Annotated in this window: 16 protein-coding genes; 3 read left to right on the top strand and 13 right to left on the bottom strand. The window is 43.7% G+C overall.

The window, feature by feature from the left end; genetic code table 11:
- Positions 1-46: 46 nt before the first annotated feature.
- The 3 genes from DY78_RS03825 to DY78_RS03835 all read right to left on the bottom strand — a co-directional run bounded on the left by DY78_RS03825 (position 47) and on the right by DY78_RS03835 (position 3,395).
- Positions 47-472: a GNAT family N-acetyltransferase gene (locus DY78_RS03825; protein WP_024625819.1), complete on the bottom strand. Its 426-nt coding sequence runs from the start codon at positions 470-472 to the stop codon at positions 47-49.
- 96 nt (positions 473-568) lie between these two features.
- Complete coding sequence (locus tag DY78_RS03830) at positions 569-2,095, bottom strand: glycosyltransferase family 39 protein (RefSeq protein WP_024625818.1); 1,527 nt, start codon at positions 2,093-2,095, stop codon at positions 569-571.
- Complete coding sequence (locus DY78_RS03835) at positions 2,088-3,395, bottom strand: glycosyltransferase family 2 protein (protein ID WP_024625817.1); 1,308 nt, start codon at positions 3,393-3,395, stop codon at positions 2,088-2,090. The genes DY78_RS03830 and DY78_RS03835 overlap by 8 nt, the downstream gene beginning before the upstream one ends.
- 210 nt (positions 3,396-3,605) lie before the next feature.
- Between DY78_RS03835 and DY78_RS03840 the strand changes: the two genes are divergently transcribed.
- Positions 3,606-4,040: a hypothetical protein gene (locus DY78_RS03840; protein ID WP_024625816.1), complete on the top strand. Its 435-nt coding sequence runs from the start codon at positions 3,606-3,608 to the stop codon at positions 4,038-4,040.
- A gap of 155 nt (positions 4,041-4,195) precedes the next feature.
- Here the strand turns inward: DY78_RS03840 and DY78_RS03845 are convergent, their stop codons facing one another.
- The 6 genes from DY78_RS03845 to DY78_RS03870 form a co-directional block, all read right to left on the bottom strand.
- Complete coding sequence (locus DY78_RS03845) at positions 4,196-4,717, bottom strand: GNAT family N-acetyltransferase (protein WP_024625815.1); 522 nt, start codon at positions 4,715-4,717, stop codon at positions 4,196-4,198.
- Positions 4,718-4,775: 58 nt separating this feature from the next.
- Positions 4,776-6,683: a CDP-glycerol glycerophosphotransferase family protein gene (locus DY78_RS03850; RefSeq protein WP_024625814.1), complete on the bottom strand. Its 1,908-nt coding sequence runs from the start codon at positions 6,681-6,683 to the stop codon at positions 4,776-4,778.
- Positions 6,684-6,708: 25 nt separating this feature from the next.
- The gene (locus DY78_RS03855) at positions 6,709-7,809 is read right to left on the bottom strand and encodes a CDP-glycerol glycerophosphotransferase family protein (protein ID WP_024625813.1); all 1,101 of its coding nucleotides are present in this window, start codon (positions 7,807-7,809) and stop codon (positions 6,709-6,711) included.
- On the bottom strand, positions 7,797-8,822 hold the full coding sequence (locus DY78_RS03860) for a ribitol-5-phosphate dehydrogenase (protein ID WP_024625812.1): 1,026 nt from the start codon (positions 8,820-8,822) through the stop codon (positions 7,797-7,799). Before DY78_RS03860 ends, DY78_RS03855 begins: the two co-directional genes overlap by 13 nt.
- A 1-nt stretch (position 8,823) precedes the next feature.
- Entirely contained in the window at positions 8,824-9,525 is a 702-nt protein-coding gene (locus tag DY78_RS03865) for an IspD/TarI family cytidylyltransferase (protein ID WP_024625811.1), read from the bottom strand.
- Positions 9,526-9,962: 437 nt separating this feature from the next.
- Positions 9,963-10,436: an effector binding domain-containing protein gene (locus tag DY78_RS03870; protein WP_024625810.1), complete on the bottom strand. Its 474-nt coding sequence runs from the start codon at positions 10,434-10,436 to the stop codon at positions 9,963-9,965.
- A gap of 78 nt (positions 10,437-10,514) precedes the next feature.
- On the opposite strand from DY78_RS03870, the gene DY78_RS03875 reads away from it, so the two are divergent.
- The gene (locus DY78_RS03875; RefSeq protein ID WP_024625809.1) at positions 10,515-11,459 is read left to right on the top strand and encodes a helix-turn-helix transcriptional regulator; all 945 of its coding nucleotides are present in this window, start codon (positions 10,515-10,517) and stop codon (positions 11,457-11,459) included.
- A gap of 9 nt (positions 11,460-11,468) precedes the next feature.
- Entirely contained in the window at positions 11,469-12,029 is a 561-nt protein-coding gene (locus tag DY78_RS03880) for a TetR/AcrR family transcriptional regulator (RefSeq protein WP_024625808.1), read from the top strand.
- Here DY78_RS03880 and DY78_RS03885 read toward each other — a convergent pair.
- From DY78_RS03885 to DY78_RS03900, 4 genes are all read right to left on the bottom strand, one after another.
- The gene (locus tag DY78_RS03885; protein ID WP_024625807.1) at positions 12,016-12,837 is read right to left on the bottom strand and encodes an N-acyl homoserine lactonase family protein; all 822 of its coding nucleotides are present in this window, start codon (positions 12,835-12,837) and stop codon (positions 12,016-12,018) included. The two genes, DY78_RS03880 and DY78_RS03885, sit on opposite strands and share 14 nt — an antisense overlap.
- Before the next feature lie 222 nt (positions 12,838-13,059).
- A complete protein-coding gene (locus tag DY78_RS03890; protein WP_024625806.1) occupies positions 13,060-13,413 on the bottom strand; it encodes a hypothetical protein in 354 nt (117 codons plus the stop codon).
- Positions 13,414-13,422: 9 nt separating this feature from the next.
- Entirely contained in the window at positions 13,423-14,715 is a 1,293-nt protein-coding gene (locus DY78_RS03895) for a Y-family DNA polymerase (RefSeq protein ID WP_024625805.1), read from the bottom strand.
- The gene (locus DY78_RS03900; protein WP_024625804.1) at positions 14,699-15,094 is read right to left on the bottom strand and encodes a hypothetical protein; all 396 of its coding nucleotides are present in this window, start codon (positions 15,092-15,094) and stop codon (positions 14,699-14,701) included. Before DY78_RS03900 ends, DY78_RS03895 begins: the two co-directional genes overlap by 17 nt.
- Between the last annotated feature and the right edge of the window lie 222 nt (positions 15,095-15,316).

The raw sequence follows: 15,316 nt of genomic DNA on the forward strand, positions 1-15,316 counted from the left end.
AAGCTGATCTTTTTTGTCCGAACAGCGTTCGGATTAATTTTACAATCTACCAATTTAAGCGTTTAACAAAATAAAACGTCGTGACTCCCGCAAATGGCAAGTCGGCAATTTGACCATAAACTTGGTAACCACACTTTTGATAGAAACCCACTGCTTGATAATCACGCGTCGATAACGTGATATTGATAATTTGATGGTCGCGAGCCCACGCTTCAGCCGCGGTAATTAGTTGTGTACCGAGCCGTTGGTGCCGATAAGTTGACGCTAAGGCTAATCGATTGATATATAGATGGTCATACCGACGTGTCATTAATAGCCCACCAATTAACTTATCGCGGTCAAAGGCCCCAATCCCAATCACCTCGCCAACTGCGCGCGAGTAATCTCCTACTTGCTCAGCCAACTGTTGGGCAAAGAGTGTGCCTAAATACGCATTTAATTCAGTTGGCTTAACCGATGCAAATTTAATCATTAGCTCACCTACTCCCACCGTCATTTGAATCAATAATAGCGTGGGTATCCCATTGATTTAAACATATCATATAATGCGGCTCCCTGGGTTGCCAAATCAAACGTCTTCTGATTGATGATAGCGTATCTTCAAGGCCGCAATTCCGCAAATGATCAGTGCAATCAGCGGTAAATAGATAATAACGTGATAGCGCCCCTGAACTTCCAAGATAAGGTTACTGAGCGTAAAGCCATCAAACAATAAAGCACTCATGAAAAAATACTGATTTAAAAAATGCGGTTTGGTCAGCTGTCGTAGGCCCAGCACACTCGCAATGAGGGCCGCAATTAACATTAATCCGAAATAAGCCGCCGAGAGCGTTATTACAAAATAGCGGAGTCGATACCAAGTATTCCCGGTCCGCCGTGATTGTAAGTTATATAAGACCCAATTATAACCGTAGTCTGGCCCTAGTAACTGTTGCATTTTATCATCAATGAAGCTAAACCAGCGATGTTGTTGCTGCAATTGCTGAACGTTTAGCTGGGTATCTTGGGTTAATTGCTGGGCTAATTTTGAATAGGCTTTGGCCGGTGTCGGGTTTACTTTTAATTGATGGGTGACTTGGCCCATAATTTTAGCGTTATAGGTCCCTTGCGTGGCCACGTTGGTTCCCGTGGCTAAGCTGTACGTCGTCTCAACGTTACTCGGTGCCAACTGAATCCCATATAGCCAGTTATTCAAACCGGCAGAACTCGTCAATAATAGCATGGCCCCCCCTAAGTATAACCATAAACGTTTGGTAGTCTTTCGTGGAAATGTTTGCAACCAGTGGACCCCGGTAAATAGTAGTACGGCAATTAACCACACCGTCATAATTGGTCGCAGCATATTAGCAGCTAAGGTCGCAATTAACGCCAAACACAAGTTAAGCCAGGGATCATTGGGAGCAGCCGTTATGGCCGGTTGCAATGCCTTAGTAAGCGCTAGCAACGTCAGCAATACGAACGTGACGAATAGCGGTTCGGCCCCGTTCAGTAAAGTACTATAGAGCCAATACGCCGGGATACAATAAAAGATTAAGCTAGCAATTAACCCCATTTGCCGTGACAACCACCGCGCCCCTAACCAATAAATTAGCCACATGTCGAGTAAAGTACATAAGACATTCGTTAATTGACTAATAAAAAAGTTGGCCCCGAGAAAGGCGGTAATTAGACTAAAAAAATTGGCAATATTAAGTGAGTGTGGAAAAATGACATAATTTCCAAGTAAGCCGCGCGTCCACATTTGGTGCCAAGTCATCCCTTGCGCACTAAAAGCGGCTAACGCGTGATAGTTCCAAAAATCTGAAGTTGGTGCAATTTTTAACCAGGCGATGGCCAAAAATTTCAAGCTGGTCAAGCCGCTAAAAACCAAGCACACCGCGCGGGTTCCCCGATGACTTAACCAATAACTAGCCCCAACAATCAACAAGATGAGGCCTAATAAACTCAACCCGGCGCTAGCAACTGCTAAGCCGTTAGTCGTCATGGTCAGGTGCGCTTCATATTCGGCTAAGGCCAAGAGCATCCAGCCTAAAAGCCCTACTGCAACACTTAATGTAGCGGCTTGAAGGCTCTTAATCAAAACTCGTTTAAGCATGTTGGCCCCTCCTGTGCAAAAGATGCGAGTACAGTGAGACAGTCATGGCTTGATGGCGCGTCTTAATCCAGCTCGTTTGACCAATGAGTTGGCGATAGATGGCGGCGTACGGGGTAATACTAATAATCAGCAAGTAGCCTTGAAAGCTTAAACTGTCGATAAAAGTTGGCCAAAAAGCGACCGGCTTTTGGATATCAGCATAATTACGCTGATACAAGTTGGCAAACAGCCAGCAAGTTGCAAGCGCTATTAAAATGACCGCTAACAATGCGAGATGGTGCCAGCCACTCTGCCAAGTCGCTAAGCTCCGCGTCACCATTGTTGCAAAGGCCCAGACACTCGTCAGCGGTACGATGCAGCCGGTAATGGGCATCAAGACCCAAAAGGTCGTGTCGAATTTTTGAAAAGCATTCACGTCGCGCGACCGCCACAGTGCTGGTAGATAGGTCATGCATTGCAAGGCCCCTTGGCACCAGCGAATTCGTTGTTTGATGAATGGCCGTAAGCTTTCAACCGCTTCTTGTTCCACGACCATCCCATGGGTAAAAACCACGCGCCCCCCTAACAACCAAGTCCGCAAGGTAAATTCGAGATCTTCTAGTAAACTGTTACCCCACTGATTTCTTTGAGCTAAAGTCAGGCGCACGAATTGGCCGTTACCCGATGCGATTCCTTGTCCTAAACGGTCACGCAACTGTTGGGTAGAATTGTTAACGCACATAAATTCAAAGTTTTGCATGCGGGTCAACCAGTTATTCTGGTTATAAATACTCACACCGGTCTGAACCATCATGATTTTATCATCTTGTTCAAAGTTGGCCACGACTTGAATTAAGTCAGTGGTCGTCATAAAAGCGTCGGCGTCTAGGATACCAATTAAAGTCCGCTGCGGATCAGCAGTCTTCGCTAAGGTGTTTTCTAAATATTGGACTGCGGTGTTAATGACGGCCCCTTTACCCTGTTTGGCGTTGCCGGCCCGATGCAACACTTGTAAATAAGGTGACGATGATTGGGCCAGTGCCGCTAAACTTTTGTCACTAGAGTCGTCATCCACGGCCACAATTTCGGCTTGCACCGTACTGGGCAAATTAGCAATCTCAGCTGATAAATGGTTAATCGTGTGCGTGACGATGTGGGCTTCATTCAAAACCGGAATGATTAGAAATAGGCGAAATTGCTGGGGCCCTTTCGTTAAAGCGCGCACCGGTTCACGGTAATGATTAATTAAGAAAATATTGACCAAAAAATATAAATAAAACAAACTTGAAATCGTAATAGCAGTATTCGCGATGACTTGCATATGTCAGACCCCCTAAGTCAACCTAATTTTGAAATCAATTATAGGCGGCGCGAGTCCTGGCACCTATTATTTAGGCAGTGAAAGCATAGTAAACTATCGGGCCCAATTAATTTACGCATTATTTACCTGGAATTTACACAAACGTGCTAGTCTATGCTAGTTAACGATTGTTAAGCTTGAGTCAATTATTCAGCCAAAGGACGTGAGTTGATGCAAAAAAGGACGTGGTTCTTCGTCGGACTTTTGTTGGGCCAACCATTATTAGTCTATTTGTTACGCGGACAGTTATTGCCAGCAGTGCCGGTGCATTTTGGCTGGCTGCCGAATGCTTGGAATCAAGTGGCCACTCAAAATACTTGGGTGGCGGTTGGTGAAAGTGCGCTGATGCCCCTATTATTAATCGCGACACGCTATCTGCCAGCGGTCATCACGATGATTCAAACACCGCATTGGTGGTTATTGCCACCATTACAAGTTTGGCGCTGGTGGTTATTCGGGGCTAATTGGTTTGTGTTGATCTCACTATTCAGCGACTTTGCCGTCGTTAATGCGGCTTGGCAAGTCTGGACTGGCGTCTTAGTCATACAGCTATTAGCGTACGCGGGTTATATCATGTGGCTACATTGGCAGAAATCCGATGCCTAAAACACCAAAAGAAGACTGAGAAATAACTCAAAAATTGGTGCCCGATGAAAGTTAACTTTCATCAGGCACCAATTTTGTTGTTATCATTTTTATTGTCGAAACGTGCGTCAACAGCAGTTTGTTCCGCCTTTTGGCCCACTCTTAGTAGGTTTGAATTAGTCGGTTAAGTCTTTGACCATTAATAAATCGGTTTGCGGATCAGTCCCCATCGTGAATGTGTGGGCACTAAATTGTTGAAAGCCCCACTTCTCGTAGAACTTTTTGGCCGGTTCATTGTGTTCCCAAACCCCCAACCAAATCTTTGTTTTGTGGTCTTGATGAGCAAGCTCAATCGCTTGTTGAATAAAGGCACTCCCTAGTCCCTGATGCTTAAAAGCTGACCGAATATAAATCCGTTCCACTTCTAAAGCTGCGGGCCCCATTGCTTCTGACTGCGCGTCATTAACATTCAGTTTTAAATAGCCAACTGGTGTTTGGTCGTGTTCTACGAAATAAAATCGGGAATCAGGATTAGCGAGTTCGGCCGTTAATTTTGGTAAATCGTAGGCGGTCGCTAAGTAGTCCGCCATGTTAGCGGCGGTGTTTTGCGCACCAAAAGTATCGGTAAAAGTTTCAATACTAATCTGTTGTAAGGCGGTCACGTCGGCCGTTGTTAATTTGCGGGTTGTCGTTTTCAAAGTTGATACTCCTTTCAGTAACAAAAAAGCACGTCACGACGACATGCTTTTTTAGCTGTTAAGCTTGCGGTGTTTTTTTACCCCATGATGGAATAATCTTCCCATCTTCACTGAGTTCTGGACCGTCAGTATCTTCAAGTTCTTCAGCGTCTGGATCTTCAAAATTGTTTTCCAAGGCGTCAACGAAACGTGAAGTTGCTTTACCGTCTAAATCATCAAAGAAGAAGTTCACGAAACCGTCAAGTTTAGCTTGATCTAACTGTGGATGTTCCATTTGGCTAATCAAGTCGGTCGTGTTTTCAGCTAAACTACCCGGAATAAAGTCGAAGTAGTTGAAGTAGAAACTCCGTGATTGCATGTAATCAGCTAAATCCGGTGCAAAGAAAATCATTGGCCGTTTCAGCAACGCATATTCGAAACAAACGGATGAATAATCGGTAATTAATTGGTCAGCGACTAATAACAAATCATTGATTTCGCGATAGTCGGAAACATCATAATAAAAATCAGAATATTCATATGGTAACGTAGGTTTGTTTTGCACGAACGGATGAATCTTGAGTAAGAAGACATAATCTTCATGCAAAGCTTCATAAATTTCTTTGAAGTTCAACATTTCGAATGGATAGTAGGCCGATTGTTGGCCGTTCCCACGGAAAGTTGGGGCAAATAAAATCACTTTTTTGCCCTTGATGAATGGCAGTTCTTCTTCTAAGCGTTCGCGAATTTCTTTTTTCTTCGGTTCATCAAAGAAAATATCCGTCCGCGGAATCCCAAGGGGTTCCACCTTATCGGCCGCAATCCCAAAACCTTCAGCGTACTTGTCGGCAATATTATGCGATGACACTAACGCGCGCGTATAGTTACGGTGATTCAAAGAAGTAATCTTAGGACCACCGGGCATGCCTAAACGACTGTAACCGAATGTTTTAAAGGCCCCCACAGCATGCCAAACTTGAATCAAGTCGGCATTTTCACGAATGTGGAGCGGATAAACTAACGGATAAAAGTCATCTAAGATCACGTAACGACTTGTCGCCAATGCCTTAGCTAAGGTCCGAACTTCTTTCCAAGTCTTTTTCGTCTTAATACTTGGCTTCAAATAAAATGAAATCTTAAAGTCCGTATGACGACGTTTCAATTCTTGATAAATAAATTCAAAGTTCCCGGAAATGGTAACCCGACTGTCGGAAACAAATGAGATTTGTTTCTTCTTGATTGGTGATAAGCAATACCAGTGATACCAGACTTTTAAAGCCCGCCGCTTTAAGGCGCGCATAGCGGCCGTATCTAAGCCCGTATCGTCGGAGAATTCATTTTCCAACGGATTGATTTCACTTAACTTGTATGACGTAACTTTTAAGTCTTGTGCTGCCAAGCTATAGCGGAAAATCAAACTGTAAGATTTGTTACTCTTCGCAGAATAACTCGTCATCTTAGTCGTATAGTTTAAGTCTTGGTCCGCGTCCATGATTTTTCCGACCGTTGTCCGGCGAATTAACCAACCTTTTTCCAAATATTGTTTTAATTGAAGTTTGACTTGATAAGTCCCAGGAATCAAAGGCTTACCGGCGCTTAAGGTTGAAAAGTTAACGGCACCACGATAACCGGCTTCCGGAAACTTTTCATTTTTAATGGCGGTGTTGACCAAAGGTACTTCAAATTCTTCACCTTGGTCGCCTACCAAAATCAAACTTTTAATAATCCGTTCGCTATCAGCTTCAGGATATTTTTCAAAATATGCTTGCCCTTCAATCGTCAGATAAGAACTGTTGAATTCCAAGCTCTTAACTTGACGTTTGATTAGTGATTCGGCTTCATTATCTAGCCGGGGCTCATTTAAATACTTTAATGAGCTCATATTTTCGTCGTCTGGGGTCACCCCAGCGACGGGCGTCACGGTGTGCGTTGGCTGCTGCCGACCGTACACAATCCGTCGCGCGACGCGTTTAATTCGTTGTAACATAGCTTCTTGCGCTCCCCGCTAATAATTAGAGTAATTTGATGAGATGTTGAAAGACTCGTTGGGCATTGCGACCATCTTGATGAGGAAATGTCTTGGCTTTTAAGGCCTTGACATAATCCAAATCCATCGTCGGTACTTGCTGATTGATATACGTGACTAAGTTGGCCACCGTATCGAAGTGCGGCGCGCCTAAATATTGATAGTAATCAACATAAAACCCGCAGTCAGCCATGTAAGCGTCATAATCGGGCGTAAACAATAAGATTGGCCGTTCAAAATAACTAAAATTCAATGATAGCGATGAATAATCAGTTATAAATAAATCCATAGACGGCATAATCGTCTTAACCCGTTCGGCGTCTTGGAAGACGTGCACATTGCTTGGTAAGCTCAGTGACGGTAATTTCAAATACGGATGTAAGGAAATATAAATATCCCAAGTTGGTCGTAATTGTTGACTCGCTTTAATAAAGTCCTGTACATAGTTTAACACTTGCGCCTCACCATCGGCACCCGGCCGATAAGTTGGTGAATACAATAAGCGCTTCGGCCCCGGATGATTTTCCGGTTGGGTCGTCATTAACCGATCCATCATTGGTTCGCCCGTCGCTAAAATATGGTCCGGATCAATATCAAAGGCGTCCGCATACGCCGGTTTGTCATTTTCCGCATTAATGAACACCCAGTCATAGTTCGTGTGGGGTTTCAGAACACTTTGGTCCGCATGCGGTAAACTTAAACCGAACTTTTTCAAAGAGCCAATCGCATGCCACATTTGGACGACTTGATTATCCGCGTGCTTATTAATGGCATATAACGGAAAAAAATAGTCGTCAACGATAAATAGCTCAGAATGCGCTAAGGCATTGAGGGCTTTAATCGAGGCCCACAAAAAGCCCAATTTACTTGAGCGATCATAATGGTAACAAAACTCACGAATATCCGTCGTGCCGTCACGTACAAATTCGCGACGTAACGCGGCTAGATTATCGTTTAATTTGGCACTGCGCATAGTGGCAAAAGTGACCCGTCGTTTCCGCGGGCCACCCAAGTGGTAGCAGGCCTGATAAAAAAGATTAAAACTTCCATGCAATAATGAAAGCTTAATAGTTTTTAAACGTCCCACTCCATCACCGCCTTGCCCCAATAGTTCGTCAAATCGCCTTCAAAGAAATCAATGATATCTTGAATGGTGCTGACTTTGCGGGTCAAGCCGACTAAGTTTTGTAATCGTTCACGGGTTACTGGACTCTTAGTCAAGATATCCAATGCCTTTTCAAAGTCAACCCGACCACTACGACTCGTTCCGCGTAAAGTTAATCCTTCCGCTAAAACGGAGCGTGTATCGATGCCGACAGGGTCTTCAGAGACCCCCATTAAAATGGCAGTACCCATTGGTTTGATGTGTTGAATGATTTGAGCAATCGCTTGTTCACTCCCACGGCCACCCGTACATTCAACTGCTTGGCTCACTTTCAAATCAGCGGGAATATCATCAACTAAATAAGTTTTATCCGCAAATGAGAAATAATCGAGTTTTGATTGGTGACGTCCAAAAATCATTAATTGACTTTCTGGGAATAGTTGTTTAACTAACGTCGCCGTAATATAACCTAAGTTACCATCACCCCAAATCCCAATGGTAGTTTTGTCGGCGTCCATAGTGTCTGCCAAAGCAGTTAAGCCATGCACCCCAACCGAAACCATTTCGATAAAAGCTGACATTTCATGGTCGAAATCGGCCGGAACTTCAATGACGCGGTCACGGCGTAACACGACGAATTCTTGCATGAACCCATCAAAGCCGCTCGAACGGAATTTTGAGGTTGGTAAATAATTTTCTTTAATAATGGGATCAGTTTCACTAGGGGTATTTGGAATCATGGCGACTAATGTCCCAGGCTTGAATTCGCCCTTAGGGTCATTTACCACTTCACCGACACCTTCATGAATTAAGGCCATTGGTAATTTTTGACGTAACGTTGCTTGTGGCCGTGACCCGGTAAAGTACCGTTGGTCAGCGTGACAAACGGACAAATAACGTGGCCGGACCACAATATCATTGGCCGTAACTTCTTCAGCGACAGTTTGAACTTCAAACTGTCGGGCGGCTACTAACCGATAGACTTGATTTAACATCTTAAGACCTCGTTTCCACTAACGCAGTTGCGACCCGTAAGTCGTATGGCGTGGTAATCTTGAAGTTAAAGTTTTCGCCGCGAACCATCTTAACAGGTTGGCCAGCTAATAAACAAATCTTGCAAGAGTCTGATAACGTTTCTTTTTGCGCGTCACTTAAGGCTTCGTAAGATTCAATTAACGTCTTGATGTTAAAACTTTGTGGGGTTTGGCCTTGGTACATTGTTGAACGAACTGGAATATCGTCAATCTTTTCTTCGCTTCCTTGCACAATCGTATCAATGGCCGGAACGACCGTATCAACGGCGGGGTTAGCTAAGACGGCCTCAATGTTGTCATTGATAATCCGTGACGTAATAAATGGCCGCACAGCGTCATGGGTGATAACGACATCATCATCATGTAAGCCGTAGTTATCACGAATGTATTCGATCCCCTTCATTAAGGTTTCATTCCGTTCAGAACCACCGGTAACCACGTGGACCCGTTCGTCAGAAACGTACTTGCTAACGAGATCTTGCGTATGACTCAACCAGTCGGCTGGGCAGACAACTAAGATGGCGTCGAAACGACTTTCTAACACAAATTTTTCAATCGTGTGAATCAAAATCGGTTTATCAGCCAATGATAAAAATTGTTTGGGCATTGGCACATTACCCATCCGGGTACCTTTGCCACCGGCTAAAATCTGAGCATAAATCATATCAACATTACTCCATTCATGTTTCAAATTATTAGGATAATCATAAAGAAAAATTATGAATTTTTTGTGAATTTTCTGTGACGGAATTATGACGGGAACGGTTATAATCCTTAACTAACCAGCGTTTTGGCCTGTTCAACAGTCAGGACTACTCGCCAACAAAGAGCCAAACCAGCGTACCGCCTAGCTTAGGCTCTGCTAACCTTTAGTTAGAGGGCGGTTTTACAGTCAATTCAATGTTCGGGTTAAGATAGTCTTAATTTTTAATGAGGCCCGTCCAATCACAGTCAACACCGCTTCCGGACGACTAAAAATGAACTAAATAGCCCCGGTCACGGTGCTATTATACGGTACTCGTTTTATGGAATTCAACCGTTGACGACTTTCTTCATGAAAAAAGCATCAACTGGCAATATTTACCAGTTGATGCCATATTATTACTTATGAGCTAACGGAATCCACATTTCACCAGTAACTTGATCATGCGCTTTAGCCGTAATAACGGTGGCGTTGGGACCACCAACATAGGCTTGATCAGTTAAACTTGGTAAGACTTGGCCAAACGCCGCACCTTCAAGTTGAGCAAATAAATTAAGCGCCGTATCCGCCTGACCTTGAACGACTAAATAATCACTAGCTGGAAATTGAATTGCGCGTTCTTCGTCAGTAGTAGGTTGCATATCCGTTTGTACCCCGGCGTAGTAATACATCTTGCCATCAATCGCTTCGTTCACGGCAAATTCATAAGCATTTTGGGCGTTATCCCGTAATGTTTGATACCGCGGCGTGGTTACTGTCTTAGTCCAGAATGCTTGCTTTTGTGCGGGTAACTCTTGGTAACTGCCGGCTAATGTCGTCCCAATACCTAATACCGTAAAAGCTGCTTTAGTTGTAATTTCGTAATTGTTCATTTTTGTTTCCTCCTTGAATTGAATAATGTTATGATACGAGCGAACCATGTCAAAAACTGAAACGATTAGAAAATAAAAATGAAAAAAACGACTCGAATTAATACAGAAATGCGTTATATCAACAATCGACAACGTTTTACGATTAGTGATTTAATGGCGGAATTCGATATTTCGCGGAGTACCGCTAATCGTGACTTAGCCGATATTCAAGAATTAGGGATGCCGCTCATTTCACACGTTGGTGCGGCTGGTGGTTTCACCGTCATGCGCAATCAATTATTACCGGCAGTGCAATTCAATACCGACGAATTAAAGGCTTTATTCGTGAGTTTTATGGCAACAACTAACACACAGCTCCCTTTTTTGCAAAATCGGCAGACGATGACTGAAAAATTACTTGCAATTGCGTCACAGGCTCAACAAGATGATTTAGTACAGCTGAAACAACTACTTAGATTTGAAAACACGAATCCAGCTAATGCTGACCTATTAGAGTTGACGGATTTAGCTAGTCCATTACTAAAAACTTTGATTAATGCTAGTATTGCCAGTCGGCACTTAACCTTGACCTTAACTACCGGCCAAACCCATGATGTATATATTCAATATTTATATAATCAAGATGCTCAATGGCAAGTGATGACCTTTGATTTGACGCAACAGCAGTCCCATGTGTGGTCGTTAACATCGATTCACGCCGTCGCCATTAACGAAGCGCCGTTGGACATGACCGTAGTCGAGCAACAGTTAACGGCGGCCCAGCCACAGCCTAACTTAGTTTTACAATTAGGGCCGCATGCGGTGCAACAATTTAAACGACTTCATCGGCCCAACCGGTTGCTACAATATTTAGACCCTTTTCAACAAACGGCGCGCTTTCAAGACTACGTCGCAGTTGATGATGCCAGCGTCTTAGCTCAAACCGCTGACTGGTTACTCTTTTTAGGTCCAGATGTCCAGCCTATCCAAGTACCAAGCGCTCTGACTACTATCATTAAAACGCGACTACAACAGTGGTCATAGGAGGTTCCCATGAAAAATACCGATCAACGGGTCGTTAAGACGTTAGCGTTAATTGATCAAACTTGCTACGCGCTACTCGACCAAATGCCGTTTGAAAAGCTTTCAGTCGCCATGATTTGTAAACATGCGACAATTGGCCGCTCGACATTTTATCAATATTACTTAGATAAATATGACTGGCTAGAAAAACAAGTGGCACTTTACACTGACCAATTCCAAACGATTATGGCTAATCGCCAACGTGACTTTCAGCAAAGTGAATCATTAACGAAGCTCGTAACGGCCTTGCTGCCATACCGGGCGCCCATTTTAGTGTTACTTAAAATTCATAGTGCGACGGCCGATTTAACGGTCAACTTCAACCAGATTTTACAAACTAGTGTCACTAAATTTAAGTTGCCAGATAGCAAGCTAACCGTACCATTACCTTATTTACAAGCGCTCTATGCAACCAATGCGATGACTTATATTACTTACTCCTTAGAACATGGTATTGATGAACAAGTCAGTCAATTCATGAATCAAAGTTTTAATTTGATACTACCCACTTTAGTCGTTAAGCCAAAGTAATGGTATGTGGTCGAATCGCTGGGTCGTGATTCGTTAAAGTTTCAATCACCTGAGGTTCACTCGCCTTTTGTTGAATCCAAGCTACTGATTCCAACGCTTGAGTACGGTTAACGACAATTCCGGGTGTATATAAATGATCAATTGATTCTTGCGCATAACCAGTATCACTCGCTAATAAGACTTGTTCACCCTGGTGACCTTGAATTAAAGTTGCCGCTAAGCCGTGGCTGTGACCAGGCACATAAATAAATTGCATGGACCCGTCACCGAATAGGTCAAATGAACGATGAAAAGGTCCTAAATCAGTGTGGTCAAAATCGAATGTCTGGACGTCTACGCCTCGCCACATTTTAGGAATATAGCGCAACCGATCATGTTGGGCGGTGTTCCATTCAGGGGTACTGGTTAAAATATGTTGCGCATCTTTAACGAGTGGCAAGCCACTGGCATGGTCACTGTGCAAATGACTAAGCATTAAATAATCGATATCGCTTGGTTGATAGCCCAATTGTTGTAATTGCTCGCGGACGGACCAACCGGCTGGCAAATAAGCTTTGTTGATTTGTGTCTGTAACCCTAGTTCGCGCCATTGACTTTGCCGCACTAGTTCATTCCAACCTGTATCAATCAAGACAAGTCCCTTAGGATGCTCGATTAAGTAACTGGAAACGGGTAATGTCACTTGATTGACGTGCGACCGTAAAATGCCGGTGTACGCTAATGGATTACGAAATTTATCATGGAATGGTAACCCGGCGTCTACTTTAACTAAGCCAGTATGCAAAACGTGAATTTTAATAGTTGTCATTTGAAATCATCCTTTACTTGATTAAGTGACCTTAGTATATAAAGGATGCCCTCAGCACTGAAGACCAGTTTCAATCAGAGTGTTAGTTAACACACACTTTTTGGACAAGTGTTCAGGAATTTGGCAAATGACCGGATTAAGGCTTGTCAATGATGGGCCGATGTGGTTAGCTGGTGGCTGGTTTTGGGGTGATTTGTTTTAGTTAAAGTAAGATGTTACATATTAGTTCCTGTTTTGGGCATCATGGTAATGCGTATTTTTATAGTGCCCATGGGCTAAATCCTGCACGATATCCGCCCCAGGATGCACTAAATGGTGGGTATCGCGATATTCAATGCTTAGCGCACTGTGCGCTTGTAAATCGTGACAGACCTCCTGATACAAGGCCACCCGATGTGGAATCTCCAATAAATCATAACTATGGATTAAACGTTCGCCCCCACGCTGTGCTTGTAAAAAGAAGCTGTAACAATTAAACAAGTGATTATCAACAATTAATATATGATAGCGCCACTGGTAACGTCGCAAAAAGTAACGATCCAAATTAGCTATTAACGCTTTAGATTCTGCTAACATAATTCCTCCTTAGGCTTGATGGCCGCCAACCAACTTAGACCGCTCAATAGCCGTCCCGGCAGCCGTTTTACTATAACCACGAACGATAGCTTGATAACCATACCGACTTCTAATTTGGTCAATGGTATGTTCTAAACGTAAATTAGCGGCATCGCGTTTAACATCTGAAAACAAAGACAGTTGCAAACTGCTTGGTCGACTAATTCGATTGACGCGAACGCCAACATTGCGCAAGGCATCGCCTTCCCAGCGACTTTCAAATAAATATTGCACCGCGCGAATCAAATCGTTCGTTTGGTTCGTCGGGTCGACTTTAGTTTGGGCACTCCAACCACGACGGGCCCGGGCATCGGGCGTTGCAAAGCCGACTTGAATGCTAATGACCTCGCCTAATACTTGATGCTGCCGCAACCGGGTAGCGACCTGGTCCGCAATTTCAAACAAGACGGTTTCAATATCAGCCCGCGTGGTATAGTTTCGCATCAACACTTGGCTATTCCCGTAACCTTTATTTTCGGCTCGTGGCACATACCGTTTTGCCAAATCTGAATAATCGATGCCCCAACTATGAAAATACAAGGCATCGCCGAGGACGCCGAAATTTTGTTGCAATTGACGGCGGTCAGTATGAGCCAGTTCATAAATGTTGTGAATACCGAGATTTTTCAACTTATCAGCCGTCTTTTGTCCAATCGACCAAAAATCGGTCAAGTCGTCAATCTGCCACACCTTTTGGGGCACATCGTCATAAGTCCAGGTTGCTTGCCAGGGAGCCTGTTCTTTGGCGGCGTTATCTAAAGCTAATTTAGCCATTAAAGGATTCGGACCAATTCCAATCGTCGTCACGATGCCCGTCTGGTCAAAAACTTTCTTTTGGATTTGATGCGCAATCGCTTCATTACTGCCAAACAACTTGTGACTGTGGGTCACATCGATAAAAGCTTCATCGACACTGTAAACGTACCAATGTTGGTCATCCGTAAATTGACGAAAAATTTGATTGACTCGATAATTCAATTGAATATAAGTTTGCATGTGGGGGGCCACCAATTCAATATCCATCATCGGCTGCAGTTCAAATTTCCGTGTGCCTAATTTAACGCCGTAATCTTTCTTCGTATCGGGTGAAGCCGCTAAAATCAAGCCGCCGTTAGATTCTTCGCGTGACAACACGGCGATTTTAGCCGCTAACGGATATTCCCCACGGCGAATGGCCTCCGTGCTGGCATAAAAGGACTTACAGTCGATACACATAATGTCATGCACCGGTAACCGGTCGGCATCATCAAGGAGTGTCACCATGTAACCACCACTTTTCAGCTGGCAAAGGTTGTACGTAACGTAGTTGGTTGATGACCAGTGCATACACTTGCCCGGTTTCAGTTTGTAAATAGATTTGACCGGCATCGTAGCCCACTAACCACCCTTTTAGCGCAGCAACCAACTGATTGTTCTCTAAATTAGCCGCTTGGACCAGGACGGCTTGACTTTGTTCCCAGGCGTATTGCAAATTTTCATTTATTTTCGATAATGCCATCACGGGCTGACTCGGTCGCGGCTGGGCTTGGTGTTGCGCTTGTTCCATATAGGCACTATGGTCACTTAACAACCACCCCATCCACTTAATCATGCCACGGTCGTTATAGAGCCACTTATCCCGTGGGACAGTATGTTCTTGCATGCTGATCACCAACCTTTCATACACCCATTATACGAACATATGTTCTTTTTGGCAAGCATCATTTAACCCTACCTAAAAGTTCTACAGGTAATATCAATAGATCAATACTGCCTGCTAATGCGCGACGGTCATTAGATTAAGAACTACTCGTTTAACCAGTTTTAGCTGCCATTTTCAAAAATAATTAATTTTTTTCTTTCATATTATTTATTCAGTCAATCA

The organism is Lactiplantibacillus fabifermentans DSM 21115, assembly GCF_000498955.2.
GTDB classification, from domain to species: Bacteria; Bacillota; Bacilli; order Lactobacillales; family Lactobacillaceae; genus Lactiplantibacillus; species Lactiplantibacillus fabifermentans.

Bases quoted from the DNA above. Each gene is read 5' to 3' on its own strand.
- DY78_RS03850 (WP_024625814.1), bottom strand. From the start codon at position 6,683: ATGTTACAACGAATTAAACGCGTCGCGCGACGGATTGTGTACGGTCGG.
- DY78_RS03825 (WP_024625819.1), bottom strand. From the start codon at position 472: ATGATTAAATTTGCATCGGTTAAGCCAACTGAATTAAATGCGTATTTA.
- DY78_RS03865 (WP_024625811.1), bottom strand. From the start codon at position 9,525: ATGATTTATGCTCAGATTTTAGCCGGTGGCAAAGGTACCCGGATGGGT.
- DY78_RS03900 (WP_024625804.1), bottom strand. From the start codon at position 15,094: ATGCAAGAACATACTGTCCCACGGGATAAGTGGCTCTATAACGACCGT.
- DY78_RS03895 (WP_024625805.1), bottom strand. From the start codon at position 14,715: ATGGTGACACTCCTTGATGATGCCGACCGGTTACCGGTGCATGACATT.
- DY78_RS03890 (WP_024625806.1), bottom strand. From the start codon at position 13,413: ATGTTAGCAGAATCTAAAGCGTTAATAGCTAATTTGGATCGTTACTTT.
- DY78_RS03835 (WP_024625817.1), bottom strand. From the start codon at position 3,395: ATGCAAGTCATCGCGAATACTGCTATTACGATTTCAAGTTTGTTTTAT.
- DY78_RS03870 (WP_024625810.1), bottom strand. From the start codon at position 10,436: ATGAACAATTACGAAATTACAACTAAAGCAGCTTTTACGGTATTAGGT.
- DY78_RS03840 (WP_024625816.1), top strand. From the start codon at position 3,606: ATGCAAAAAAGGACGTGGTTCTTCGTCGGACTTTTGTTGGGCCAACCA.
- DY78_RS03830 (WP_024625818.1), bottom strand. From the start codon at position 2,095: ATGCTTAAACGAGTTTTGATTAAGAGCCTTCAAGCCGCTACATTAAGT.
- DY78_RS03860 (WP_024625812.1), bottom strand. From the start codon at position 8,822: ATGTTAAATCAAGTCTATCGGTTAGTAGCCGCCCGACAGTTTGAAGTT.
- DY78_RS03885 (WP_024625807.1), bottom strand. From the start codon at position 12,837: ATGACAACTATTAAAATTCACGTTTTGCATACTGGCTTAGTTAAAGTA.
- DY78_RS03875 (WP_024625809.1), top strand. From the start codon at position 10,515: ATGAAAAAAACGACTCGAATTAATACAGAAATGCGTTATATCAACAAT.
- DY78_RS03880 (WP_024625808.1), top strand. From the start codon at position 11,469: ATGAAAAATACCGATCAACGGGTCGTTAAGACGTTAGCGTTAATTGAT.